Genomic DNA, 960 nt, shown 5'->3' with positions numbered 1-960 from the left:
AAATCGCTTTTTACGCGGGATGGTCCGTGCAGTTGTGGGAACCCTGCTGGAAGTGGGCAAGGGGAAGAAGTCAGTTGCCGATTTTGAAGCGGTGATATTATCCAAAAACCGTAAAAATGCCGGAGCGCAGGCTCCGGCAGAAGGATTGTTTCTAACCAGGGTAGGTTACCCCGAAGGTTTGTTTCAAATCAAATAGCCACCGGATCTTTGGTCTGCACATTGTTGACCAGCCTCAGAATTCCCAGCGGATTACTGTTTTTAAGTTCGTCGGGTAAAAGCGAGTCCGGCCAGTTCTGAAACGATTGCGGACGTACAAACCGCAAAATGGAATGCCGGCCGACTGACGTGAACTTCGAATCAACCGTAGCAGGAAACGGTCCGCCGTGGTGCATACTCGGACAAACTTCCACGCCGGTAGGTACCCCATTCATAATGAACCTTCCCGAAATTTTCGCCAGCTGTCTGACCAGCATAGGGTAGGCGGCAGCTTCTGCTTCGTTCGCCATTAAAGTAGCAGTAAGCTGACCTTTCAGGTGCGATATAGCAGCAAGCAGCTCTTCGGTGTCTTTGCAAACCACGAGCAGCGAAAATGGTCCGAAAACCTCTTCATGCAGCTTCGGATTGGCGATGAATGCACTGCCGGAAACCTCTGCAATAGTTGCTTGTGCCTGGTTACCAGCCGAAGTGACGTTTTCAGAAACAACCAGTTTGGATACATTTTTCTGCTCGAAAACCTCCTCACGCAGCTTATTGTAGTTCTTATAAATTCCCGCCGTCAGCATGGTAGCGGAAGTGGTACTTGCGATCTCGTTTTTGTAAGACTCTTTGAATGCATCCAATCCAGCTGAGCCTGTCACGAAAACCAGTCCAGGGTTTGTACAAAACTGCCCAGCGCCGAGACTTACTGAGCCCGCAAAAGTTTTTCCAAGTTCCACTGCATTTTGTTCCAGATAGCCCGGC

General features: G+C 49.8%; 2 pseudogenes. One reads left to right on the top strand and one right to left on the bottom strand.

Going from position 1 to position 960, the window contains the following annotated elements:
- Nucleotides 1-196, top strand: a pseudogene (locus ACTIE6_RS20050) (tRNA pseudouridine(38-40) synthase TruA); the annotation flags it as partial.
- On the opposite strand, the pseudogene ACTIE6_RS20045 reads toward ACTIE6_RS20050, so the two are convergent.
- A pseudogene (locus ACTIE6_RS20045) lies at nucleotides 189-960 on the bottom strand (aldehyde dehydrogenase (NADP(+))); the annotation flags it as partial. The pseudogenes ACTIE6_RS20050 and ACTIE6_RS20045 sit on opposite strands and share 8 nt — an antisense overlap.

This window comes from Dyadobacter sp., from assembly GCF_051859145.1.
In the GTDB taxonomy this organism is placed as follows: Bacteria; Bacteroidota; Bacteroidia; order Cytophagales; family Spirosomataceae; genus Dyadobacter.
Note: the sequence above shows the minus strand (reverse complement) of the source record. Positions and strands in the feature narration are given on the sequence as shown.